General features: G+C 68.5%; 14 protein-coding genes. 11 read left to right on the forward strand and 3 right to left on the reverse strand.

Annotated features, from left to right (window positions below; translation table 11 throughout):
• The first annotated feature begins 23 nt into the window (after positions 1–23).
• From ACYVLV_RS11100 to ACYVLV_RS11110, 3 genes are read left to right on the forward strand one after another with little or no spacing between them, the layout of a single operon-like run.
• The gene (locus tag ACYVLV_RS11100) at positions 24–953 is read left to right on the forward strand and encodes an LLM class F420-dependent oxidoreductase (protein WP_460809940.1); all 930 of its coding nucleotides are present in this window, start codon (positions 24–26) and stop codon (positions 951–953) included.
• 10 nt (positions 954–963) lie between these two features.
• On the forward strand, positions 964–1,866 hold the full coding sequence (gene dapA / locus ACYVLV_RS11105; protein ID WP_460809942.1) for a 4-hydroxy-tetrahydrodipicolinate synthase: 903 nt from the start codon (positions 964–966) through the stop codon (positions 1,864–1,866).
• A gap of 45 nt (positions 1,867–1,911) precedes the next feature.
• The gene (locus ACYVLV_RS11110) at positions 1,912–3,597 is read left to right on the forward strand and encodes a ribonuclease J (protein ID WP_460809943.1); all 1,686 of its coding nucleotides are present in this window, start codon (positions 1,912–1,914) and stop codon (positions 3,595–3,597) included.
• 94 nt (positions 3,598–3,691) lie between these two features.
• Here ACYVLV_RS11110 and ACYVLV_RS11115 read toward each other — a convergent pair whose 3' ends face one another.
• Positions 3,692–6,826, reverse strand: coding sequence for a M4 family metallopeptidase (locus ACYVLV_RS11115; protein ID WP_460809944.1), 3,135 nt, complete (start codon positions 6,824–6,826; stop codon positions 3,692–3,694).
• A 276-nt stretch (positions 6,827–7,102) separates the two neighbouring features.
• On the opposite strand from ACYVLV_RS11115, the gene ACYVLV_RS11120 reads away from it, so the two are divergent.
• The 8 genes from ACYVLV_RS11120 (at position 7,103) to ACYVLV_RS11155 (ending at position 20,172) form a co-directional block, all read left to right on the forward strand.
• Complete coding sequence (locus ACYVLV_RS11120; protein ID WP_460809945.1) at positions 7,103–9,832, forward strand: FtsK/SpoIIIE family DNA translocase; 2,730 nt, start codon at positions 7,103–7,105, stop codon at positions 9,830–9,832.
• Positions 9,832–11,535, forward strand: a complete 1,704-nt coding sequence (locus ACYVLV_RS11125) for a helix-turn-helix domain-containing protein (protein WP_460809948.1) — start codon at positions 9,832–9,834, stop codon at positions 11,533–11,535. Before ACYVLV_RS11120 ends, ACYVLV_RS11125 begins: the two co-directional genes overlap by 1 nt.
• Positions 11,536–11,602: 67 nt before the next feature.
• Entirely contained in the window at positions 11,603–13,030 is a 1,428-nt protein-coding gene (gene rimO / locus ACYVLV_RS11130) for a 30S ribosomal protein S12 methylthiotransferase RimO (protein ID WP_460809950.1), read from the forward strand.
• Positions 13,027–13,659, forward strand: a complete 633-nt coding sequence (pgsA, locus tag ACYVLV_RS11135) for a CDP-diacylglycerol--glycerol-3-phosphate 3-phosphatidyltransferase (RefSeq protein WP_460809952.1) — start codon at positions 13,027–13,029, stop codon at positions 13,657–13,659. Before rimO ends, pgsA begins: the two co-directional genes overlap by 4 nt.
• Positions 13,660–13,876: 217 nt before the next feature.
• Positions 13,877–16,132, forward strand: coding sequence for a bifunctional metallophosphatase/5'-nucleotidase (locus ACYVLV_RS11140; RefSeq protein ID WP_460809953.1), 2,256 nt, complete (start codon positions 13,877–13,879; stop codon positions 16,130–16,132).
• Between the two features lie 129 nt (positions 16,133–16,261).
• On the forward strand, positions 16,262–19,294 hold the full coding sequence (locus ACYVLV_RS11145; RefSeq protein ID WP_460809954.1) for an ExeM/NucH family extracellular endonuclease: 3,033 nt from the start codon (positions 16,262–16,264) through the stop codon (positions 19,292–19,294).
• Between the two features lie 11 nt (positions 19,295–19,305).
• Complete coding sequence (locus tag ACYVLV_RS11150) at positions 19,306–19,800, forward strand: CinA family protein (RefSeq protein ID WP_460809958.1); 495 nt, start codon at positions 19,306–19,308, stop codon at positions 19,798–19,800.
• Positions 19,801–19,866: 66 nt separating this feature from the next.
• A complete protein-coding gene (locus ACYVLV_RS11155) occupies positions 19,867–20,172 on the forward strand; it encodes a helix-turn-helix domain-containing protein (protein ID WP_460810238.1) in 306 nt (101 codons plus the stop codon).
• A gap of 22 nt (positions 20,173–20,194) precedes the next feature.
• Here ACYVLV_RS11155 and ACYVLV_RS11160 read toward each other — a convergent pair whose 3' ends face one another.
• Together ACYVLV_RS11160 and ACYVLV_RS11165 are read right to left on the reverse strand one after the other, a co-directional pair.
• Complete coding sequence (locus ACYVLV_RS11160; protein ID WP_460809959.1) at positions 20,195–20,992, reverse strand: DNA-formamidopyrimidine glycosylase family protein; 798 nt, start codon at positions 20,990–20,992, stop codon at positions 20,195–20,197.
• Positions 20,985–25,544, reverse strand: coding sequence for an ATP-dependent helicase (locus tag ACYVLV_RS11165; RefSeq protein WP_460809961.1), 4,560 nt, complete (start codon positions 25,542–25,544; stop codon positions 20,985–20,987). The genes ACYVLV_RS11160 and ACYVLV_RS11165 overlap by 8 nt, the downstream gene beginning before the upstream one ends.
• Between the last annotated feature and the right edge of the window lie 10 nt (positions 25,545–25,554).

Below are 25,554 nucleotides of genomic sequence, written 5' to 3' on the forward strand. Positions count from 1 at the left end.
GTCGGCCTGATTGGATGGGTCCCATGGAACTGCGCATCTTCACCGAACCCCAACAGGGCGCCACCTACGACGACCTCCTCGCCGTCGCCCTGACCGCTGAGGAGTTGGGCTTCGACGCCTTCTTCCGCTCGGACCACTACCTCGCAATGGGCACCGACGGACTCCCGGGCCCCAGCGACGCCTGGACCACCCTGGCCGGACTGGCCCGCGACACGACCACCATCCGCCTCGGCACGATGATGACCAGCGCGACCTTCCGACACCCCGGCCCGTTGGCCATCCAGGTCGCCAATGTCGATCAGATGAGCGGTGGTCGCGTCGAGTTGGGGATCGGCGCCGGGTGGTACGAGTCCGAGCACACGAAGTACGGCATCCCCTTCCCGAGCACCGGGGAACGGTTCGATCGCTTCGAGGAACAACTCGCGATCATCACCGGCCTGTGGCGCACCCCGGCGGGGGAATCGTTCACCCACGACGGAGAGCACTACCGCGTCATCGACAGCCCCGCCCTGCCGAAGCCGACGCAGGCCTCGCCTCCGGTGCTCATCGGCGGTCTGGGCAAGAAACGCACCCCGGCCCTGGCCGCGCAGTACGCCGACGAGTTCAACCTGCCCTTCGTCGACGTCGCGACGACCGTGGCCCAGTTCGCGCGGGTTGCAGCAGCGTGCGAGGCACGCGACCGCGATCCGGCCAGCATGATCTGGTCCAACGCACTGGTCCTGTGCGTTGGAGCCGACGAGGCCGAGTTCCGGCGTCGGGCCGCGGTGATCGGACGCGAGCCGGACGAGTTGCGTCAGAACGGCATCGCCGGCACGCCCTCCGAGGCGCTCGCCCGGATCGAGGAGTACCGCGCCGCAGGCGCCGAGCGGATCTACCTCCAGGCCCTGGATCTGGCCGACCTCGACCATCTGCGGTTGGTGGCGGCTGAGGTCATGTCGGCCCTGTCCCGATAGCCTGCGCACCATGAGTTCTCCCTCGGCCCCGTTCGGACGGGTCCTCACCGCCATGGCCACGGCGTTCCGCCCCGACGGCACCGTGGACACCGAGCAGACCGCCCGGATCGCCGCCTACCTGGTGGACCATGGACACGACGGGGTCGTGGTCTCCGGCACCACCGGTGAATCGCCGACCACCACGGTCGCCGAGGACGGCGAGATCCTCCGCGTCGTGCTCGAGGCCGTGGGCGACCGAGCCCAGGTCGTGGCGGGGGTCGGGACCAACTCCACCGCCCACTCGGTCGAACTGGCCGAACAGGCCGCGAAGCTCGGTGCCCACGGAGTGCTGCTGGTGACGCCGTACTACAACAAGCCGAGCCCGGCCGGGGTCCTGCACCACTTCAAGAGCGTCTGCGACGTCTCCGACCTGCCCGTCATGCTCTACGACGTGCCCGGTCGCACCGGAACCCAGATCTCCATGGCGACGTACGCCGAGGCCATCACCTGGCCGCAGGTCGTCGCGGTCAAGGACGCCGTCGGGGACTTCGCCCGCGGGGTCCGCCTCACCCAGATGGGGTACGCCGTCTACTCCGGTGACGATGTCGCCAACCTCGCGTGGCTGGCCCACGGCGCCGCGGGCTTCGTGTCCGTCGCCGGGCACGTGGCGGGCAACGAGCTCAAGGCGATGAGCGATGCCTTCCACGCCGGCGATCACGCCGAGGCCCTGGCGGTCTTCACCCGGATCCTCCCCGCCATCGACGCGGTGATGGGGGTCGAGAACTACGGGGCCACCACCGCGAAGGCGGGCCTCGAACTGCTCGGGGTGCTCGACAACCGCCGGGTCCGGGGTCCTCTCGTGGCCCTCGACGACGCCGAGGTCGCCGCTCTCCGGCGCGGCCTGACGACCTCCGGGCTACTACCCACCGACTGACCAAGGCACCCATCCGGTGCGTTGACACCCGGACGAAGGACCACTGTGAGCCACCCGTACCCCGACCTGACCACCCCGCCACCACTGAAACCGGGGGGCCTACGCGTCACCGCCCTCGGCGGTCTCGGGGACGTCGGACGCAACATGACCGTCTTCGAGTACGCCGGACGGTTGCTGATCGTGGACTGCGGCGTGCTCTTCCCCGAGGACCACCACCCGGGGGTCGACCTGATCCTTCCGGACTTCGACAGCATCCGGGACCGCCTCGACGACGTCGAGGCTCTGGTGTTGACCCACGGTCACGAGGACCACATCGGGGCGACGCCGTACCTCCTGCGCGAGCGGGGCGACATCCCGTTGGTCGGCTCTCAACTGACGCTGGCGCTTCTCGACAGCAAGTTGCGGGAGCACCGCCTGCGCGAGACCGTGCACCACCAGGTCGCCGAGGGCGACACCTTGCAACTGGGCCCCTTCGAGCTCGAGTTCATCGCAGTGAACCACTCGATCCCCGACGCGTTGGCGATCGCGATCCGCACCGGCGCCGGGCTGGTCCTGCACACCGGCGACTTCAAGATGGACCAGCTGCCCCTCGACGGTCGGATCACCGACCTACGGGCGTTCGCACGCCTGGGCGAGGAGGGGGTCGATCTGTTCCTCACCGACTCCACCAACGCCGAGGTCCCGGGCTTCACCACGTCAGAGAAGAACATCGCCCCGGTGCTCGAGCAGACCTTCCAGGAGTCTGAGCAGCGGATCATCGTGGCCTGCTTCGCCTCCCACATCCACCGCGTCCAGCAGGTCCTCGACGCGGCGGTCAAACACCATCGCAAGGTCGCCTTCGTCGGCCGCTCGATGGTGCGCAACATGGCAATCGCCCGCGACCTGGGCTACCTCACCATCCCTGGCGGCGTCATGGTCGAGGCCAAGGAGTTGGCGGCGCTCCCACCGGAGCGTCAGGTCCTGATCTCCACCGGGTCGCAGGGTGAACCGCTCAGCGCGCTGAGTCGCATCGCGCAGGGCAGCCACAGTTTCGTGCACCTGGAGCAGGGAGACACCGTCATCCTCGCCTCCAGCCTGATCCCCGGGAACGAGAACGCCGTCTACCGGGTGATCAACGGGTTGGCCCGGTTGGGGGCCCGGGTGGTCCACAAGGGCAACGCGATGGTGCACGTCAGCGGTCACGCCAGCGCCGGCGAACTGCTCTACTGCTACAACATCGTGCGTCCTCGCAACGTGCTGCCCGTCCACGGCGAGATGCGGCACATGCTGGCCAACGCGGCGCTCGCGCGCCAGACCGGCATCGAGAACATCGTGATCGCCGAGGACGGTGTCGTGGTGGACCTGGTCGATCGGGTCGCGTCCATCGCCGGCAAGGTCGACTGCGGCTACGTCTTCGTCGACGGAACCTCGGTCGGCGACGTCACCGAGTCGGATCTCAAGGACCGACGTATCCTCGGTGAGGAAGGTTTCATCTCGATCATCGTGGTCGTCGATTCGGTCACCGGGACGGTCTCGGGCGGTCCCGAGATCCACGCCCGGGGCAACGCCCTGGAGGGCGAGGACTTCTCCGACATCAAGGAATCGGTCACCGAGGCCCTGAACCAGGCGATCGCCGAGGGCACCACCGACCACTACTCCCTGCAACAGATCGTACGCCGCACCGTGGGCCGCTGGGTCAGCCGTAAGCACCGCCGCCGCCCCATGATCATCCCCGTGGTGGTCGAGGCGTAGCTCTCCAACACAGACCCAGCACCACGAACAGACCCAGCACCACGAACAGGGCCCCGCCGGAGAATCGGCGGGGCCCTGTCGGTTCAGTGCTGGATCAGAAGATCCGGAAGTTCACCACGTCGTGGCTGTTGCGGAACTTCTTGTTGCCGTGGAACCGCACGTAGAGGATGCGCTCCCCGCGGATGAGGTTCTTGCGGATGAGGATCTTCACCTTGCCGTTCGTGTCGAGTTTGCCGAAGCCGACCCGACTTCCACCGGTGAAGATCTTGACCCGCCCGCGGGGGCTGATCTGCGGGAAGCCCTTGGTGCGGACCTTGACCCGGACCTTGAAGTCCTTGCCGAACTTCACGACCTTCTGGGACTTCGCGGTGGTGTTGGTGACGTAGGTCGCCGGCGGCGGGGGAGGGGTGACGATCTCGTCGCACACACTCACCGTGAGGTTGTCGACGTACCAACCGTCGACGCCGCCACACCCGTCGCGACCGACGGCCAGACGGAGCTGCATCGTGTCGCCGGACGCGACGCCGAGGGCCTCGAGGTCGACCTGGGACTCACCCCAGCTGCCGGTGACTTCGCCTCCGTCGGTGCCGGTGAATCCGTCCTGGCCGGCCAGTGGGTTGGTGTTCCCCGCCGCCTCGGTGAAGATCTCGCCGGGTGCGTTGAATGTGTAGGCGTCGGCCGGGATGGGCGCGAAGTCTGCACCGTTGAGCGAGACCTGCACGTTGCCACCGTCGTAGCCGCCCTCGAGGGCGACGTAGTGCTCGAAACTCAGTCGAGGAGCGTTGAGCGTGCCGGACGGCATCGTGAAGGACGGGCCGGTGATGAAGTCGGCGCTGGAGAAGTCGTTCTCTCCGTCGCCGGAGCAGTCGCCCGTGTCCCCGGCGGGACCGTAGGCCACGCCCCCGCGGTGGTTCCCGGGTGCGTCACTGGTGGCCTCCCACGGAGCGCCGAAGCCGCCCCGGTACCCGCCCAGGTCAGCGAGCTTCTGGTCGGCATCCCAACCTGCGAGTCCGTCCTCGAAGTCCTCGGAGTAGACCGCGGTCGAGGTGAAACCCTCACCACACACGGCCGGCGAACCGGCCTCGAGGAGGGGCTGGAAGTCGCACTTGGCGGGCGGCGTCCGCATCTCGGTGGCCGTGATCGCCGCAGTGACGGTGCCACAGTCCGAGGCCGTGATCGGCTCGGCGAGGATCGGCGTCGCGTCCGGGGTGGTGGTCAGCGTGTTGATGGACTGACCGATGAGGTCGGCACAGGAGGCCTCCAGGCCGTCGGCCGCAGCGACGAAGTTGGACCCGGGGGTCAGATAGTTCGTCTGTGCCCTGAACCAGATCGCGGCGGCCTTGTCCAGGCCGATTCCGGCCATGGTCTGACCGTTGTAGTCCCCGCCGTCGACCGTCAGGGCGTAGGCGTGGTTGGGGACACCCGAGTTGCTGTGCACGCCGCCGGAGTCGGCCAGGGTGGGGTCGCACCTGTACTCGGCGTCGGTCACCTTGCCGGGATGGCCGTAACAGGTCGGTGTCCACATGTCGCGGATCGCCCCACCGAAGGCCGTGGTCTTCTCGCCGATGAGCCAGCGGGTCGAGGGGGTGCGGCTGGTGGGGTCCTCGACGGCGATCGACACGTTTGAGGTGTCCGCGGACTTGAAGCGCAGGCCGTCCTCGTAGGTCACCATGAAGCCGGAGATGGAGGAGTCTCCACCGACCGCGTACGGCAGGTCACCGGGGACGTTGTTCCCGATGATGATGCCGGTTGCACCGGCCGCCTCGGCGTTGGTCACCTTCGTCTGGAAGGGGCAGGCGCCCCGGTCGACGTAGGCGTACTTGTCAGCGATGTCCGCGGCGTTGGTGAACGGAGCGCAGCCGTCGGTGGTGCTGCCACTGGCGTCGTCGTCGGTGGCGACCTGGACGTCGGCGTCTTCCGGCGTCGTCGAGTAGCCGTCGCCGAAGGCGGCTTCCACGGCCTGGCACGGACCCGCCACATCGGCCGGGGAGTTGATCACGACGGTCAACCCGGCGTCGGCGGTCGGATCGCACTCACCGTCGGGTCGTTTGGCGTCGAACATCTCGCCGGCGTCGTCGCGACCGTTGATCAGGTCGACGGTCTCACCCCAGACATCGGAGTAGGACTCGCTCAGGGCGCCGGCCTGGTACTGGTAGATCAGACCCGAGGTGTACTCGGTGTAGGCGTGGCCCCACTCGTGGGAGACCACGTCGTCAGAGGTCACCCCGTCGCAGTAGTTGGTCGTGGCGCCGTTCCAGTTGGCGTTCGGGCACCTGATGCGGGGGTCGTTGTTGACCGTGAGCATCGGGGCGCCCTCGGCGTCGTAGGAGTCCCGACCGAAGGCGTTGAAGTAGAGCCAGTAGGAGTCGCCAGCGGTGTTGACCAGGTTCTGCTGGTCGCCGTTCAGGTCACCGGGGAGAGGGTCACCCTCGGTCCAAACCGGAGTAGTGGCAGGAGAGTTCTCGTAGAGCTCGCGATCCAGGGCATCGGCCACCATCGAGTAGCGGTTGACGAGCTTGCCGGTGTTGGCGTCGAAGATGAGCATCTCGCGGATGTTGGCTCTGTTGCTGACCTCGACGGTGTAGGCGAGGATCGACTCGCCGGCCTCACCCTTGAGAGCACCGGTGCGGTAGACCACGAGCGTGGTCGCGGCGGCCTTGATGCCGGACAGATCTGCGGGCTTCGAAGTCCCCTCGCCGGTCGGCGGGTCGCTGCGGACCCAGCCCAGGGCGGTCTTCTCGATGGCCGAGGCGGACTTGCGGGGGGTCACGGAGAGCTTCAGATCGGGGACGGCGAAGCCGTTCACCGAGGTCAGGGCGCCATCGGAGGTGAAGTTGGCCTTCAGCCGCGAGGCGAAAACCTCGACACCTTGGTACTTCTGTACGTAGGTCACTGTGGTGCCGAGGTCGTTGCGGTCGACCGCGGTCTGCACCAACTCGGAGGGCCGCGCACCGAAGGCTGCGGCGAAGTCGCCGAGGTAGGCGTCCGCCTTCGCTACTGCGTTCGCCCGGCCGTCACCCTCCATGTTCGGAAGCAGGTCCGCGGTGCGTCCCTTGGCCCGGATGAAGGAAACGGCCCCGGTCGAGGTCTCCCGGCTGATGGCGATATCGCCGTCGGCGTCGCTGCGCATCTGCTTCACCAGCGAGTCGTCTGCGGCAGCGGAGCTGGGCGCCGGTGGCGCGGCGGGGGCACCCTGGGCAAGCGGCACAGCGGCGAGACTCGCTCCCATGATCGCCAAACTGAGGCCCGTTTTGAGCCCAGCCCTGAAAAACTTCACTTGTTCCTTCTTTCCGAGATAACTGATGCGTGGGGCCTACGGGGGTGATGGTGATCTGGCCCACGTCGGGGGAACTCTAGGGAGGGCGCCGGTCGGGGCGCCAGAGCGACGCGCGATCAATGTCGTTCCGTTACCGACAGTTCCGTCCGAGCTGGGGATTCAGGTCCGTTCGCGACACGCAAGGTGTGATGCGTGGGGCTGGTGTGACGGTGGCCTAGGTTGAAGAGCATGGCGACCCGTACGTCTTCCCCGCCGGGTTCGCGCAGCAAGAGCACGACGACTTCACGATCTGGCGCTGGTGCGTCGGGGCGTGGAGGGACCGGCTCGAGCACGCGGACACGGAGTACGAAGAAGAAACCGACCACCCGTTCCTCGACGAGCCCATCGGGCCCGTCGGGCAAACGCGCCCCGGCCAAGAAGGCGGCCGCCAAGAGAGCACCTGCGAAGAAGGCTCCGGCCAAGAAGACAGCAGCCCAGCGCCCGGCTCCGCGTGCGGTGCGTAACGGTCCTGGACCTGTCGCTCGGGTGTTCGCCGCGGCGTTCCGCGCGATCGCGGCGCTCTGGCTGAGTGTGGCGCACGGCCTGGGTGCTGCCCTGCGGGGCATCGGTCACACCGCCCAGGACCTGGAGCCGGAGCAGCGGCGTGACGGTGCTGGGCTCTTCCTGATCGGCACCGCGGTGATCGTCGGGGCCGCAGTGTGGTTCGAGATCCCTGGCGGGGTCATGGAGTTCGTACGCACCGTCATCGCCGGCAGCGTCGGCAAGGTGGCTTTCCTGATGCCCCTGGTCATCGTGTTCGCCGGTTGGCGCGTGATGCGCGATCCCGTCCACCAAGGTCCGGCCGGTCGCCAGATCGTCGGCTGGTCAGCACTGGTGCTGGGGCTGCTGGGCATCGTCCACATCGCCAACGGGAGTCCCCGGCCTGTGGCTGGGGACACCTCGAGCCTGCGGGAGGCCGGGGGAGCGGTTGGCTTCATCGTGTCCTCGCTGCTGATCGACCTGCTCCGATCGCCCTACGTCGTGGTCCCCCTACTGGTGCTGCTCGTGGTGTTCGGGGTCCTGGTGATCACCGCGACGCCTATCTACCGGGTCCCGGACAAGATCGCCGACCTGCGCGACCGCGCCCTGGGCGCGAACCACTACGCGGAGGACGGCCACCTGGCCGGGGCAGAACCGGAGGAGATCGACCCCGACATGGGTGATCCCGCCTACGACAGTCCCGTGTTGAGCGCCCGAGAAACACGTAAGCGCGCCAAGCAGGACGCCATCGACGTCGCCCTCGAGCAGTCGGACGCGGCCGAAGCGGCCAACGACCAGCGTGAGGCTGAGTCGGAGGAGCAGGAGTCTCCTTCGCAGCACGCGCTCACCGCGACCGCCGAACGGCCGAAGATCAAGGCCGAGCGACCCGTCGAAGCCACCTCCGAGGACTTGGAGCCGCCGCCGCACACGCCGATCCCGCAACGGGTCGAGCAGTTGTCCCTGTCCGGGGACGTCACCTACTCCCTGCCCGAGAATGGCGTTCTCAAGCCGGGTTCGGTGCACAAGGCCAAGTCCAAGGCGAGCGACGCCGTCGTCGACCGGCTCACCAGTGTGTTGGAGGAGTTCGGCATCGACGCCCAGGTCACGGGGTACACCCGCGGCCCGACCGTGACCCGCTACGAAGTCGAACTCGGCCCCGGCATCAAGGTCGAGAAGGTCACGGCCCTGTCGAAGAACATCGCCTACGCGGTGGCCTCGGCGGACGTGCGGATCCTCAGCCCGATCCCCGGCAAGTCCGCGATCGGGATCGAGATTCCCAACCTGGACAAGGAGGTCGTCTCCCTCGGGGACGTCCTGCGCTCACCCACCTCCCGCGGCGATCACCACCCGATGGTCTGCGGGCTCGGCAAGGACGTCGAGGGCGGTTTCGTCGTCGCGAACCTGGCGAAGATGCCGCACCTGCTCGTGGCCGGTGCTACCGGCTCCGGTAAGTCGAGTTTCATCAACTCGATGATCACCTCGGTGCTCATGCGCTCGACCCCCGATGAGGTCCGGATGATCATGGTCGACCCCAAGCGGGTCGAACTGAACGCTTACGAGGGTGTTCCTCACCTGATCACCCCGATCATCACCAACGCCAAGAAGGCGGCCGAGGCGTTGCAGTGGGTGGTCCGCGAGATGGACCTGCGCTACGACGATCTGGCCAACTTCGGCTTCCGCCACATCGACGACTTCAACAAGGCGGTGCGCGCGGGCAAGGTCGAGGTGCCGGCGGGCAGCGAACGTGAGCTGACGCCGTACCCCTATCTGTTGGTGATCGTGGACGAGCTGGCGGACCTGATGATGGTCTCGCCGCGTGACGTCGAGGACTCGGTCGTCCGGATCACCCAGCTGGCCCGGGCCGCCGGGATCCACTTGGTCCTGGCCACCCAACGACCCTCGGTCGATGTGGTGACCGGATTGATCAAGGCCAACGTCCCCTCCCGGCTGGCCTTCGCGACCTCGTCGCTGGCCGACAGCCGGGTCATCCTCGACCAGCCCGGCGCCGAGAAGCTGGTCGGTCAGGGTGATGGGTTGTTCCTGCCGATGGGGGCCTCCAAGCCCGCTCGTATCCAGGGCGCCTGGGTCACCGAGGCCGAGATCGCCCAGGTCGTGCAGCACTGCAAGGGACAGTTGCAGCCCTCCTACCGGGAGGACGTGACGGTCCCCGCGGCGAGCAAGCGCGCCCTGGACGACGACATCGGGGACGACCTCGACCTGGTGGTCCAGGCCATCGAGCTGGTGACCTCCACCCAGTTCGGATCGACCTCGATGCTGCAGCGCAAGCTGCGGGTCGGTTTCGCCAAGGCCGGTCGCCTGATGGACATCCTCGAGAGCCGCGGCATCGTCGGTCCCAGTGAGGGTTCCAAGGCTCGTGATGTGTTGATCAAACCCGATGAGGTGGATTCAGTGATCGCAGTGATCCAGGGAGAAGCGTGATGGCAGCCATGTCTGAGAAGTCCATGTCTGAGGAGAGCACGAGCACGACCGCGACGGGCTCCGTGCTCGAAGCGGACGACCGCGTCGAGGCGATCGAGGGCCTCGAGCAGTTGGAGATCCGTCGTCGACCCGGACTGTCCGCAGGGGTGGCCGTGAGTGCCACCGTGGTGGCTCTGGCCTACCTGACCCGCGTGATCACCGGCGAGCCGACCTGGCTCGACTGGGTGGTTCTCGGCGTGCTCACGGTGATCGCCGGCACCTACGCCGCACTCCTGGCCGACTCCCGTGCGCCCTTGTTGATCGCCGATGAGCAGGGCGTGCGAGTACGCCGAGGCGCGACATGGCGGGGTATCGCCTGGGCGGACATCCCGCAGGTCGAGCATCACCCCAGCCGCGGGCTCTTCCGCGACGGACTGGTGGTCATCAACTCCCGCGACGCCGGCGTCGAGGAGGACATCACGCTGCGGTTGTCGGTGGCGACCCGGATCGTAGGGACGTCACCCGAGGTGTTCACCGACTCGCTGGCCGCGATGAGCGGACCGGACACGGCGGTGCTGGAACTGCGTGAATCCGAGCCCGTCACCGCACCGGACAACGAGTACGACGACTTCTGGAACGGTGAGACGGCCGACTGGTCGCAGGTGTCCCAACCCGAACCCGAGTCGTCGCCGGAGCCTGAGGTCGACGACGAGATCGTGGAAGCCGAGCCAGAGCCCGAGCCCGAACCGATCCGCGCGAGCATGACCCCGGCCCCGCTGCGCAGCCTGATCTCCGGCGTACGGGCCGAGATCACGCGTCATCGTGAGCCCGCCTCGAGCCCCGAGGTGGCTGCGCGGGCGACCGAGGGGTCGACCGCGCTCAACCTGTCGCTGAACGACACGGCGGTCCGACTGCCTGAGAACGACGAGTTACGGCGTGCCGAGCCCGAGATGACCGATCTGATCCCTGCGATCGCACTGCCCGCCGTCGAGGAACTGCCCGCCGTCGAGGAACTGCCCGATCCGGTGATCGGGCCAGTTCTGGCCGCAGCCCGGGAGCGCATCGGCCTGAGTGTCGATGCGGTCGCCGAGCGCACCCGGATCCGTCCCCACGTCATCGAAGCCATCGAGGTCGACGACTTCGCTCCCTGTGGTGGCGACTTCTACGCCCGCGGCCACCTGCAGACCCTGGCCCGCGTCCTGGGGGTCGAGTCCGGCCCGCTGCTCGCTCAGTACGCCGAGCTCTACGCCCACGCCCCCATCGACCCGCGGCGTGTGTTCGAGGCCGATCTGGCCACCGGTTCCAGCGGGTCCATCCGCGGCACGCGCGGCGGCCCGAACTGGTCGGTGCTCATCGCCGCGGTGATGACCGTGGTGCTGATCTGGTCGGTGGCGCGCCTGATTACCGACAACCCTGCTGCGATCGAACCCGAGGCTCCTCGGCTCAACCCGAGCGGCGGCCTGAACAGCGGCGCGTCCGTGGCGCCCGAGGTTCCGGTCGTACTCACCGCGTCCGGTGGGGGAGCCCGTGTCATCGTCCGCAACGGCAGCGAGATCGTGTTCAACGGTGCCATCGCGTTCGGCCAGACCACCACCGTGCAGGTCTCGCCCCCGATCCGGATCAGCTCCACCGACGGTTCGTTGCGCGTCAGCGTCGACGGTGACGACCGCGGCGCCATGGGGGAGACCGGCCAGGAGGCCCAGGCGACGTACGTCGTGCGATGAATCACCCCCACGGGGTGACGTCGGCTTTCGGCGTACGTCGGCCGGTGCAGGCATACTCAACACCCTGATGACCACTCCTGCGCCGCCCGACTCCGACCTACTCGCCGTCTCCATGCTCACCTTGGGATGCGCGCGCAACGAGGTCGACTCCGAAGAGCTCGCTGGACGCCTGGCCGCCGGGGGATTCCGCCTGGTCGATGACCCCGCCGAGGCGGACACCGTCATGGTGAACACCTGCGGCTTCGTGGAGGCGGCGAAGAAGGACTCGGTCGACGCTCTCCTGGAGGCCGCCGACCTCAAGGAGACCGGCCGCCCGCAGGCCGTCGTGGCCGTCGGCTGCATGGCCGAGCGCTACGGCAAGGAACTGGCCGAGTCCCTCCCCGAGGCCGACGCCGTGCTCGGCTTCGACGACTACGACGACATCGCCGCCAAGTTGCGTTCGATCCTGGCGGGCGACAAGCAGCACCCCCACACGCCCTCGGACCGACGAAAGTTGCTCCCGATCAGCCCCAGCGCGCGTCAGCCCGCCGCGGACCTGGCCCCGGTCGAGCCCATCAGCCCGACCCGTCGCCGCCTCGATCACGGGCCGATGGCGCCGCTGAAGTTGGCCAGCGGCTGCGACCGCCGGTGCACCTTCTGCGCCATCCCCAGCTTCCGGGGCTCCTTCGTCAGTCGTCGTCCCAGCGACGTCCTCCACGAGGGCCAGTGGCTGGCCGAGCAGGGGGCGCGCGAACTCTTCCTGGTCTCGGAGAACTCCACGTCCTACGGCAAGGACCTCGGCGACCTGAGGTTGCTGGAGACGATGCTGCCGGAGTTGGCGGCGATCGACGGTGTCGGGCGCGTGCGGGTCTCCTACCTCCAACCGGCCGAGACGCGACCGGGCCTGGTCGAGGCGATCGCGACCACACCGGGGGTTGCGTCGTACTTCGACCTGTCTTTCCAACACGCCAGCCCCACGGTGCTGCGCCGGATGCGTCGCTTCGGCGACCCGGACAGCTTCCTCGGCCTGCTCGAGCAGGTGCGGTCCCACGATCCTCACGCCGGGGTCCGTTCCAACGTGATCGTCGGCTTCCCCGGCGAGACCGAGGAGGACTTCGCGGTCCTCTGCGACTTCCTCCAGGCCGCTCGACTCGACGTCACGGGAGTGTTCGGCTACTCCGACGAGGACGGCACCGAGGCGGAGGCGTTCACCGACAAGTTGGATGAGGACGAGGTCCTGGCCCGGGTGCAGGAGTTGTCCTCCCTGGTCGAGGAGCTCACCTCGCAGCGCGCCGAGGAGCGCATCGGCGAGACCGTCGAGGTGCTGATCGAGTCCGTCGAGGACGGCGAGACCATCGGTCGCGCCGCTCAGCAGGGCCCCGAGGTCGACGGCACGACCCTGCTCGTGGGTGCGTCCGAGGACGCCGACCTGCGCGTGGGCCAGTTCGTCACCGCCGTGGTCGAGGCCACCGACGGGGTCGACCTCATCGCTCACGTGGTGGGAGAGCCCCGATGAGTGACCCCAAGCCGGTCAGCAACTTCAACCTGCCCAACGCGCTGACCACCCTGCGCATCGTGCTGGTGCCTTTCTTCGGCGCGGCGCTGTTGGTCGACGGGGGAGACTCGGTCACCTGGCGCATCGTGGCGTTCGTGATCTTCACCGTCGCGATGGTCACCGACAAGATCGACGGGGACATCGCCCGGGCACGCGGGCTGGTCACGAACTTCGGCAAGATCGCGGACCCCATCGCCGACAAGGCCATGACGGGCATGGCACTGATCGCGTTGTCGGTCGCCGGCGATGTCTGGTGGTGGGTGACGATCGTGGTGCTGCTGCGCGAGTGGAGCGTGACCCTGCTGCGGTTGTCGATCCTCAAGCACGTGGTGATCGCCGCCTCGCAGAGCGGCAAGATCAAAACCATGCTGCAAGCCTGTGCCCTCGGATTCCTGGTGCTGCCGCTGCCGCACGGTGGCGCTCACGGTGGGGCCTTCGACCTGTTCGGCTTCCCGGGCGAGGCGCTGTTCTACGCCTCGCAGGTCCTGTTGGCCGCGGCGGTCGCGATGACGATGTGGTCGGGATTCGAGTTCTTCCGTGACGTCTGGCGTCAGCGGGCTGACCTCAAGCAGTCTTCCACGCGGCATTAATCAGCGCCGCAAGAAGTATTCGCAAGATCTAGTGAACTTCTAGGTAACGGTGTTACCGGAGGGGTACCGCTGGGTCACTTCGGAGGGTTAGGGTCCGGTTCAGCCCGCTTCTGGGTACCCACCACCCCTCGGAAGGTCCATACCTGTGCTGTTCCAATCCCGGGTTCGTACGCGTTCCCTCGTGGCAAGTCTCGGTCTAGGTCTTGTCATCACCCCCTTGACGGGGATCGCTCTCTCTCCCGCCCAAGCGGCCGATCCGGTCAACGTGACCCTGTTGGCTACCAACGACTTCCACGGCCGCATTCAGAAGGACGGCAGCCAGGCCGGTGCCGCGATCCTGGCCGGCTACGTGAAGCAGTCCCGGATCTCCAACCCCAACACGATCTTCGCCGCCGCTGGCGACCTGATCGGCGCCTCGACCTTCGCGTCCTTCGTCGCTCAGGACAAGCCGACCATCGACGCCCTCAACGAGGCGGGTCTGGATGTGTCGGCGGTTGGCAACCACGAGTTCGACCAGGGGTACGACGACCTGATCAACCGGGTGATGGCGCCGTTCGACGCGGACACCAACCCCACGGGCGGGGCCGAGTGGGCCTACATCGGCGCCAACGTGAAGATGCGGGCCTCCGGGGACTCGGCGCTCGACCCGACGTACGTCCAGAGCTTCGGTGAGGGCGCTTCGGAGGTCGAGGTCGGCTTCGTCGGTGCCGTCACCGAGGACCTTCCTTCGCTCGTGACGCCGGACGGGATCGCCGAGATCGAGGTCACCGACATTCCCACCGCGGTCAACGCGGAGGCGGACCGGCTCAAGTCCGAGGGCGTCGACGTCATCGTCACGCTCGTCCACGAAGGCGCCCCCAGCACGGACTGCGACGCCATGGACGACGACCCGACCTCCAAGTTCGGCGAGATCGTCACCGGTCTCAACGACAACGTCGACGCCATCGTCTCCGGGCACACCCACCTGGCCTACGACTGCTCGTTCGCGGTCGAGGGCTGGTCCGAGCGTGCGGTCACCGAGCGTCCGGTCGTCTCGGCCGGCCAGTACGGCACGAACCTGAACCGGCTCGAGCTGTCCATCGACCCCGAGACCCAGGACCTGCTGTCGGTCGACACCTCGATCGTTCCGCTGCTGCCCGCCGGAGGTCCCGCCGCACCGGCGGACCCGGCCACGGCAAAGATCGTCCAGGACGCCGTCGACGAGGCCGAGGTCAAGGGTTCGGTCAAGATCGGTGAGCTGGCCGGAGCCTTCGACCGCTCCCGGACGGCCGATCTCAAGGACTACCGCGGTGGGGAGTCCACGCTGGGCAACCTGGTGGCGGAGATCCAGCGTTACGCCACCCGCACTCCCAGCGCCGGGGGTGCCCAGATCGCCTTCATGAACCCCGGTGGACTGCGCGCCGATCTGCGCGGCAAGAACGAGGGCGGCTACCCCGCCGACCTCACCTTCAAGCAGGGCGCAGATGTCCAGCCCTTCGCCAACACCCTGGTCAACATGGACCTCACCGGGTCCCAGCTCAAAACCATCCTCGAGCAGCAGTGGCAGCCCGCGGGCTCCAGCCGGCCGTTCCTGCGGATGGGAATCTCCAAGGGCTTCGACTACACCTACGACCCGACCGCCTCGCAGGGCAACCGGGTCATGTCGATGACGCTCAATGGGACCCCGATCCGTGCGGCCGCCGACTACTCGGTCACCGTGAACTCCTTCCTGGCCTCAGGGGGCGACAACTTCCTGGAGTTCGCCAACGGGGCCGCTGTTCAGGACACCGGTAAGACGGACCTGGTCGCCACCACGGAGTACCTCGAGGTGTTCGCCTCGGAGCCACTACCTGTCGATTACTCGCAGGTCTCCGTCGGGGTCGCCTTCCCCGATGGTGCGCCCACGACACCGCTCGACACCGGTGACACCGTCAAGATGGACCTGTCCTCGCTCGCGATGACCGGTCCGACCGACGTCACCGACGACGAGGTCACCGTCTCCCTCGACGGCACCGAGTTGGGCACCTTCCCGGTCGACAACACCCGCGGGACCGACCTGTTCGACAACTACGGCACCGCTTCGGTGAACGTCACGATCCCCGACTACAGCGACAAGCCCGCTGGCCTCACCGTGACCGGTGCTGCCACCGGAACGAAGGCGGAGATCCCGCTGGACTTCGCGGCCCACGAGCCTGCTGTGGTCGCCGGCAAGGTGACGGCGGACCGCAAGCCCAAGAAGGTCTACCGCGGCAAGACCCGCGTGCGGATCAAGATCGAGGTCGACGCTGGAGGTGAGCCCGCCGCCGGTGGGGTCAAGGTATTCGCGGGCGGTAAGAAGTACCTCCGGTCGCTGAAGCCCAACGGCAAGATCACCGTCCGACTGCGTCCCTACTACACCACCGGCAAGAAGCGCGTGCGGGTGAAGTACGTCGGGAACGCCACCACCACCCAGGACACGCAGATCGTCAAGCTGTACGTCCGACGCAACAAGTAGCAAGCACTTCCCGATGCCGCGGTGCCTGTCGTCCATGACGGGCACCGCGGCGCCGGTCGATCGTTTCTGCATCAGCTGCTCCTGCCTCGCCCATCTCCGTTTCTCTCATGCTTCTCGGAAGGCTTCGTCATGCCCTCACCGCTTCACCTAGGAACCACCGCCATGGCCGGTCTGGCCCTGACGCTCTCCGCATTCGCGATCACCCCGGCCGCCACGGCCGCCAGCTCGGCCCTGGTCATCAACGAGGTGTACGGCGGCGGTGGCAACAACGGCGCCCCCTTCGACGCCGACTTCGTCGAGTTGAAGAACAACGGGACCAGCGCCGTCAGCCTCGACGGCCTGGCGATCCAGTACCGCTCCTCCGGTGGGAGCAGTGGCGGCGTGGCCGCCATCAACGGCTCCGTGGAGCCCGGTGCCACCTTCCTGGTTCAGGTCGGGACCCCCGGCAGCAACGGCTCGCCGCTGCCCTCCCCGGACCTGGTCACGACCCAGGCCCTGGCGATGTCCGGCAGCAACGGCCAGGTGTTCCTCCTGCCCGACACCACGGCGTACGCCGGCCCGGCCGGTGACATCGCCGGCAGCGCAGCAGTGGTCGACATGGTCGGCTACGGCTCGGCCACCACCTTCGAGACCGCAGCCACGGCCGGGTTGAGCAACACGACCTCCGCCGAACGCACCGCAGTGGACGCAGACGACAACAGCAGCGAGTTCGCCGCCGGCGCACCGACGCCCACTCCCAGCGGCGCGGACCCGGACCCCGATCCGGATCCAGAGCCCGTCGAGGTCTCCATCGCGGAGATCCAGGGCACCGGTGCAGCCAGCCCGCTGGTCGGCGACGACGTGGTGACCCGCGGGGTCGTCACCGCAGCCTTCCCCGAGGGCGGGTTCAACGGTTTCTACCTGCAGACCCCCGGAGCGGGAACCCCTGAAGCCTCCGACGCCGTCTACGTCTTCGGCTCCGCGTTCGTCGGGGACGTCGCCGTGGGTGACTACGTCGAGGTCACCGGTGAGGTCGCCGAGTTCTCGGGTCTGACCGAACTCCTGCCCGCCACCGACGGGATCACCGTCCTGGAAGAGAGTGTCGAGACCCCCGTGGCCGAGACCGTCCTCCCGGTGGCTGCCGACCGCGAGGTCCACGAGGGTGAACTCTTCGCACCCACTGAGGACTACACGGTCACCAACACCTTCTCCACCAACCAGTTCGGCGAGGTCGGTCTGGCCCGCGGCAACAAGCCGCTGATCCAGCCCACCGATGTCGAGGACGCGCAGACCGGCGACATCGCCAGGGTCGAGGCTGACAACGCCGACCGCGCCGTCACCCTGGACGACGGGGCCAGCATCAACTTCCTGCCCTTCGGCGGCGGCGACAACCAGGACATCCCGCTGCCGTACCTGTCACCGGAGAACCCGATCCGCGTCGGCGCTCCGGCCACGTTCACCGCTCCGGTGGTCCTGGACTACCGGTTCAGCACGTGGCGCTACCAGCCCCAGACCCAGGTCACCGCCTCCGACGACGGGCCGGCCACGTTCGAGAACACCCGGACCGATGCACCCGAGGAGGTGGGCGGCGACGTACGCCTGGCCACCTTCAACGTCCTGAACTACTTCAACACCACTGGTGAGGCCTACGAACTGGCCAGCGGGGACACCTGCTCCTACTACACCGACCGCGACGACAACCGAGTCACCGTGAACCGCTGTGGCGGGGACGGGCCCCGAGGCGCCGCTCAGGACGACGACCTGGAGCGTCAACAGGCCAAGATCGTCGCCGCCATCAACGCGCTCGACGCCGACATCGTTTCCCTCGAGGAGATCGAGAACTCGATCGCCCTGGGTGAGGCCGACCGCGACGACGCGCTCAGCGCCCTCGTGGACGCCCTGAACGACGCTGCCGGCAGCGACGTGTGGGACTTCGTCCCGACCCCGGGACCCGAGGGCCTGCCGGCCCTGGAGGACCAGGACGTCATCCGCACCGCCTTCATCTTCAAGCCCGCGGCCATCGACCTGGTCGGTGCCTCCGAAGTTTTGGTCGGATCGCCTGCCTTCTCGAACGCTCGTGAGCCCCTCGCCCAGGCCTTCAAGCTGGCCGGCGGCGAGGACGAGGACGCGTTCACCGTGGTGGTCAACCACTTCAAGTCCAAGGGTTCGGGTGCCAACGACGGCACCGGGCAGGGAAACGCCAACCCGGACCGCATCGCTCAGGCCACCGCCCTGAACACCTTCGCCGAGGAGTTCGCAGCCGACCGTGGGACCGAGGAGATCTTCCTCGCCGGAGACTTCAACGCCTACACGCAGGAAGACCCCATGCAGGTGCTCTACGACGCGGGCTACACCAACCTGGAGTCCGACACCCCCGGTGAGGTCACCTACTCGTTCTCCGGTCTGTCCGGATCCCTGGACCACGTGCTCGCCAACGACGCAGCCGTGGAACTGGTCACCGGAGTCGACATCTGGAACATCAACTCCGGTGAGTCGGTCGCCTTCGAGTACAGCCGGACCAACTACAACGTGACCGACTTCTACGCCCCCGGTCCCTTCCGGGCCTCGGACCACGACCCCGAGGTCATCGGGCTCGACCTGCCCGACGTCGCCGAGCCCCCGGCCGAGGTGGCCGTCTCCGCGGAGAAGACCAAGACGCGCTTCGGTCAGGCCGCGACCGTCCCGATCACGGTCACCGGCGACGCCGCCGATGGTCGCGTCGAGATCCGGGGTGACGACGGTGCCGTGTTGGGCCAGGCGCCTGTGGCTGGCGGGACGGCAGAGGTCGAGTTGGCGGCGAAGTCGCTGCGGCCCGGTCGCTACACCCTCGACGTCGTCTACCTCGAAGGTGACCAGACGGTCGCTGCCGGCAAGGTGCGGGTGATCGTGCGGAAGGCCAAGTCCTCCGTGACTGCTCGCACGGCACCGAGCAAGGTGCGGGAGGACAAGACCCGGGCGCTGTTGAAGATCACCGTCGAAGCCGACGGCGTACGCCCCAACGGCTTCGTCAAGATCAGGGTCCCCGGACACGGTGTGCGGGTGACCAAGGTCCGCAACGGCAACGCGAAGCTGCGATTGCCGAGGTTCAACCGGCCCGGCCAGAAGTCGGTCGGGATTCGCTACAACGGCAACACGACGGTGGGCGAGTCCTTCACCCGGTTTCGCCTTACCGTTGTGCGCTGATCGATCGTTCAGTGTCAGCTGACGACCACGTGGTCGCCGTCCACGCCGCCCTGCGCGGCGTGGACGCGACCCTGGCCACCGCCGAGTCCCTGACCGGCGGTGGCCTGGCCGCGTCGATCACCTCGGTGCCCGGCGCCTCGGACATCTACCTCGGTGGCGTGGTCAGTTACGCGACCTCGGTCAAGGTCGACCTGCTGGGGGTGGACCCCCAGATCGTGGCCCGTGCGGGCGTCGTTTCCGCCGAATGCGCCGAAGCGATGGCCGATGGGGTGCGTCGGCTGATCGGGGCCACTCACGCGCTCAGCACGACCGGCGTCGCCGGCCCCGACCGCCAGGACGGCAAGCCCGCCGGAACCGTGTTCATCGGGGTGGCCGGCCCCGGTGGGCTCACCTCGGTGGAGCTGGCGCTGGCGGGGACCCGCTCCGAGATCTCTGCCGCGACGCGAACGGCGGCACTCGGTCTTCTTCTGGACGTCCTCCGCACGGAACAACCCGATCTCGGGTAGCGTTGAGTCACTGACCGGGTGGCACAGTGTGACCCGGTGCAGGAGAAGCAGGAAGGGGAGACCGGCATGGTGCTGTTTCGTCAGCTCTTGGGTGACGTCCTCCGTGGGCGTCGTCTCGAACGAGGCATGACCCTGCGGCAGGTTTCCGCTGAGGCACGAGTCAGCCTCGGTTACATCTCCGAGATCGAACGCGGTCAGAAGGAGGCGTCCTCCGAACTGCTGTCCAGCCTCTGCGGCGCTCTGGATGCACGTCTGTCCGAAGTCCTCTCCGAGGTCTCGGTCGCGGTGGCCCAGGAAGAGGCGATGCTGATGCCTACTCGGATCCCCGTGAAGTCGATCGAACCCGGTGGCGTGGTGGCCTCGGCCGCTTGAGCAGACCCGTGTGGCCCAGCGGTCAGACGCCACTCAACGGCGGTTGGCAGCGAGGGCACCAGTACGTCAGGCGCTCGCGACCAACGGGTCCCAACTCCTCGACGACGATCTTGGTGCCGCAGCGTCGGCATGGCGTACCGACGCGTCCGTAGACCCACAGCGGCTTGCGCAGATCGCCGGTGGTCGTGCGCGTGCTTCGATCTTTGTTCTGATCCAACATTAAATGGGCCAGGCGCACCACACGGGGCAAGCGCTCCACGGTGGCGACCGGGCGGCGCGGGTCGAGGCCGCTGACGAAACACAGCTCGGACTGGAACACGTTGCCGACCCCGGCGAGGTTGCGTTGCTCGAGTAGCGCCTGGCCGATCGGCAGGCCGGGGTCGGCGCGGAGGCGGCGGAGAGCTTCGTCCTCGTTCCAGTCGGGACCGAGGAGGTCGGGGCCCAGGTGGCCTACGGCGTCCTTCTCCGCGGCCGTGGGGATGAGGTCCAGGATGCCCAGGCTGAAGCCGACCGCGACCCGGTCGTCGGTGGTCAGGACGATCCGAGCTTGGTACTCCGGAAGCCGCCACGAGGCTCCGGGGCGGAAGGTCCGCCAGATCCCCTCCATCTTGAGGTGTGAGTGGATGGTCCAGTCACCGGTCTCGTGGGCGATGCGCGTCAGGAGGTGCTTGCCGCGGCTGATCGTGCTCAACACCTCCCCGCCGGACAGATCGCTCAGCGCGTAGCGCGGGACGCGGAAGTCACTGGAGATCAACGTCTTCCCGGTGAGTTCACGCTCGAGCGATCGGGCCGCGCGCCAGACGGTGTCGCCCTCAGGCACGGAACCGCAGCCCTCTGGGGGTGGCGATGAATCCCGCTGCGGCCAGTGCCTCCCGCAGGGGGGTGGAGCCCGACCCGAGGAGGGCCGACCCGTCGGCCTTCTCGACCGTGATCTTGCCCAGGGACCCGCTGCGCGCGGTCTGGGCCAGGGCCAGGGCCGCGGGGTTGAGCAGGTCGGGGTCCTCGGTCCACGTCAACAACGTGCGGCCGCCTCGCTCGATGTAGAGCACCAACCGACCGTCGAGCAGCACCACGATCGCGCCCGCCTTGCGCCCCGGCCGGTGACCGCCGTCGCCGGGAGGCCAGGGGAGGGCTGCGCCGTACGGGTTCGCTGGGTCGGTGGCGGCCATTGCCGCCGCCGTCAGGAGATGGTCGGCCGGGAGTTCGGCGAAGGTGCGCAACCGGTCGATGGCCCCGGACGTGCCGAACTGCGCCGCCCCCAGTCCTTCGACGAAGTAGCCGCGACGGCATCGCCCGGCCTCCTCGAAGGCGGACAGGACCTTGTACGTCGCCGCGAATCCACCCGGGACCCGCTCGGACACGGCGGCCCCACGCAGGACGACTCCGTGCCGGTCCAGGAGGTGCTCGGCGCTGGCCGCAGCCCGTTTGGTGGGATCGGTCTCGATGCTCGGCAGGAGGGCCCAGCGCCCGGCGGTCTCCGGGGGTCCGGTGCGCGAGGGGAGCCCGGGTCGAGCCGGACGGGACGTGCGCGGAGGGGGCCGTCGGGACCGGTGGCTGGGGGTCCCGGCCCGGGTGAGGGCCCTGAGCGGGACCAGAGTGTCGTTGCTGATCCGGCCGGCCCAGACGAGGTCCCACAGGGCGGCCGACAGGGCGGGGTCGCTCATGGACTTCACGGCGTCGGACAACTGTCGGAAGAACCAGGCACCGCCTGGGGCCAGCGCGTCCAGGACGGCCTGGTGCAACTCGGAGTGCTCGAAGGGCTCGGGCTCCGGCAGGGTGAGGTGGGCCTGATCGGCCAGATGCAATGAGACCCATCCGTCGGCGCCGGGGAGCGCGCCGTGACCGGCCCAGAGCACCTCACCCGAGGCGGTCAGCTCGTCGAGGTAGGCCGGTTGGTAGTCACGAACCCGGGAACCCAGGATCAGGGTCTCCACCGCGGAGGCGGGCATCGGGCACCCGGCCAGCTGGTCGATCGCGGTCACGACCCCGTCGATGCCGCGCAGCTTGCCGCCGACGTGTTGCCAGGCCCCGAGGAAACGGCCCAACACCTGCGGCTCGACGGGCTCGACCTCCTTGCGCAGTCGGGCCAGGGAGCGGCGACGGAGCTTGCGCAGCACCTCGGCGTCACACCACTCCGAGCCCTGCCCGGCGGGACGGAACTCTCCCTCGAGCACGCGGCCCTGGCCGGCCAGTCGTTGCAGGGTGTGGCGGACCACCGCGGCGCCGAGCCCGAATCGCTCGGCGACGTCAGTGGTGGTGAAGGGTCCGTGGGTGCGGGCGAACCGGGACACGAGGTCACCGATCGGGTCCTCCACGGGTTCGGCGAACACGTCGGGGGTTCCGGGCGGCACCGGGACACCCAGGCCGTCGCGCAGGCGGCCGACGTCCTCGATGATCGACCAGCGGGGCACTCCGGCGACCCGCATCTCCACGACCCGTCGGCTGGTGACCAGCTCGCTCAACCACTGGGTCACCGGCGCCTGATCGACGGCACGCTCGATCAACTCCGCCTCGGACTGGGGGCCCAGCAGCCGCAGGGTGTCCACGACGCCCTCGGCGTTGCGACTGCGTCGGTCCTCGGCCAGGCGTTGGAGCTCGGCCTCCACCTCGAGCAGGACGTCGGGGTCGAGGAGTTCACGCAGCTCGGCGCGACCCAGGAGCTCGGCCAACAGCCCCTGATCGAGCGACAGCGCGGCGGCGCGACGCTCGGCGATGGGGGAGTCGCCTTCGTAGACGAACTGGGCGACGTACCCGAACAGCAGGCTGCGGGCGTACGGCGACGGTGAGGTCGTCGTCACGTCGGTGACGGTGACCTCGCGTCGGTCCACCGAACGCATCAATCCGATCAGGGCCGGCAGGTCGTAGACGTCCTGGAGACACTCGCGCACGGCCTCCAGGACGATGGGGAAGGAGGGGTACTTCGAGGCGACCTCCAGCAGGGCCGCCGACCGCTGACGCTGCTGCCACAGGGGCGACCGCTTGCCCGGATTGCGACGGGGCAGCAACAGGGCTCGCGCCGCGCACTCGCGGAACCGGGAGGCGAACAGGGCGGAGCCGCCGACCTCGGTCGTCACCAGATCGTCGATCTCGTCGGCCTCGAAGACCACGATCTCGCCGGTGGGCGGGTCGGCGTCGGTGTCGGGGATGCGGATCACGATGCCGTCGTCGGAGGCGACCGCCTGGCCGTCGATGCCGAACCGCTCCCGGAGCCGGGCGTTGATGGCCAGCGCCCAGGGTGCATGGACCGGGGTGCCGTAGGGGGAGTGGACGACCAGGCGCCAGTCGCCCAGCTCGTCACGGAACCGCTCGATCAGGATGGTGGTGTCACTGGGCAGGACATTGGTGGCCTCCATCTGCTCGTGGAGGTAGGTCACCAGGTTGCCGGCCGCCCAGTCGTCCAATCCGTTGGCCTGCGCGCGGTCGATGGCCTTCGCGCGGGGCAGAGCACCCAACTCGCGGGTGAAGGCGCCGATGGCGGCACCGAGCTCCGCGGGGCGGCCCAGCGAGTCGCCCGTCCAGAACGGCAACCGTCCCGGCACCCCGGGGGCGGGGGTGACCAGAACCCGGTCGTGGGTGATGTCCTCGATCCGCCAACTGGTGGCGCCGAGGGCGAACACGTCCCCGACCCGCGACTCGTAGACCATCTCCTCATCGAGCTCGCCGACGCGTTTGCCGGTGCCGTCCGCGGCACCGACCAGGAACACCCCGAAGAGACCGCGGTCCGGGATGGTTCCGCCGCTGGTGACCGCCAGACGCTGGGCCCCGGGGCGACCGGTGATGGCGCCGGTGACGCGGTCCCAGACGATGCGGGGGCGCAGCTCGGCGAACTCATCTGAGGGGTAGCGACCACTGAGCAGGTCCAAGGTCGCGTCGTACGCCGACCGGGGCAGCTTGGCGAACGCGGCGCTGCGGCGTACGAGGTCATAGAGCGCGTCGACGTCCCAGGCCTCGAGTGCCGTGGTGGCCACCACCTGCTGGGCGAGCACGTCCAGTGGGTTGGTGGGGATGCGGAGGGCCTCGATGCCACCGCTGATCATGCGTTCCACCGCGACAGCGGTCTGGGCCAGGTCGCCACGGTGTTTGGGGTAGAGGACACCGCGGCTCGTCTCGCCGACCTGGTGACCGGCCCGCCCCACGCGTTGCAGGGCGCTGGCCACCGAGGGGGGTGACTCGATCTGGATGACCAGGTCGACCGCACCCATGTCGATGCCGAGCTCGAGGGAACTGGTGGCCACCACCGCGGGCAGCCGCCCGCGCTTCAGATCGTCCTCGATCAGGGAGCGTTGCTCCTTGGAGACCGAGCCGTGGTGGGCCTTGGCGATCACGACACTGCCACCGCCGCCCGAGCCGGACTGGCCGGCCATCTCGGCGGGAACCGACGCCGCGGGGGCGGCGGCCTCGGCCCGGTCGGAGGCGATCTCGTTCAGGCGAGCAGTGAGTCGTTCGGCCAGCCGACGGGAGTTGGCGAACACGATCGTCGAGCTGTGTTGCTCGATCAGATCGACGACCGACTCCTCGACGTGCGGCCAGATGGAGGTGTCGCGACGGCGATCCCGGTCGGCGTGCTCATCGGCGTCGGCGTCGTCGAAGGAGTCACCACCGGGGGCCGTCATGTCCGCGACCGGCACCACGACCTTCAGATCCCAGGACTTCTCCGCCGGCGGCGCGACGATCTCGACCGGCGCGGCTCCACCGAGGTAGCGGGCCACCTCTTCGAGGGGCCGCACGGTCGCGGAGAGGCCGATCCGCTGCGCGGGCTTGTCGAGGAGGGCGTCGAGGCGCTCGAGGGAGATGGCCAGGTGGGCGCCACGCTTGCTGCCCGCGACCGCGTGCACCTCGTCGATGATGACCGTGTCGATGCCGCGCAAAGATTCGCGCGCCTGGCTGGTGAGCATCAGGAAGAGGGACTCGGGCGTGGTGATCAGGATGTCCGGCGGTGCGGTGACCAACTTGCGCCGATCGGAAGCACTCGTGTCACCGGACCGCACCCCGACCCGGATCTCCGGCATCGGGGCACCCAGGCGGTCGGCGGTGTGTCGAATCCCGGTCAACGGAGCGCGGAGGTTGCGCTCCACGTCGACGGCGAGGGCCTTCAGCGGCGAGATGTAGAGCACCCGGCAACGTTTGGTCTTGTCGGCCGGGGGCGGGGTGCTCAGCAGGCGGTCGATCGACCACAAGAACGCCGAGAGGGTTTTGCCGGATCCGGTGGGCGCGACGACCAGGGCGTGTCGTCCGTCGCCGATGGCCGTCCAGGCGCCGGCCTGGGCCGGGGTCGGAGCCGCGAAGGCGGCCGCGAACCACGTGCGCGTGGGCGCGCTGAAACGGTCCAGCACGGCTGGGTCCGCAGCGGGTGTGGGGACGGGTTCGACCACCCGATCATCT

The organism is Nocardioides salsibiostraticola (assembly GCF_054783655.1).